Annotated in this window: 1 protein-coding gene; it reads left to right on the forward strand. The window is 65.1% G+C overall.

The features are described 5' to 3' along the window. Nucleotides 1–2: 2 nt before the first annotated feature. Nucleotides 3–518: Hpt domain-containing protein (locus IVA79_RS17230; RefSeq protein ID WP_247554770.1), on the forward strand; the 516-nt coding region annotated here is incomplete at its 3' end.

Below are 518 nucleotides of genomic sequence, written 5' to 3' on the forward strand. Positions count from 1 at the left end.
TCATGGATGATCTGTTGCGGGAGTTTTTGACGGAGACCAGCGAGAGCCTGGACACCGTCGACAATCAGCTGGTGAAGTTCGAGCAGGAGCCGAACAACGCCAAGATCCTGGATAACATCTTCCGCCTCGTTCACACCATCAAGGGCACCTGCGGCTTCCTCGGCCTGCCCAGGCTCGAAGCGCTGGCCCATGCCGGCGAGACGCTGATGGGCAAATTCCGTGACGGCATGCCGGTGACCGGGCAGGCGGTGACGGTGATCCTGTCCTCGATCGACCGCATCAAGGAGATTTTGGCCGGCCTGGAAGCGACCGAGGCCGAGCCTGAGGGCAACGACCGCGACCTCATCGACAAGCTGGAAGCGATGGTCGAGCAGGGCATGGCCGGTATGGCGGCAGGCGCCGCTGCTCCCGTTGCCGAGTCTCCGCCGCTGGTGCCGGAAGCCCCTGTTGCCGCCGCGTCCGCGCCCGCCAAAGACATGACCACGGGCACGCTGATCGACCAGACCCTGGAGCGCCCG

It is taken from the genome of Bradyrhizobium sp. 138 (assembly GCF_023074075.1).
Lineage (GTDB): Bacteria > Pseudomonadota > Alphaproteobacteria > Rhizobiales > Xanthobacteraceae > Bradyrhizobium.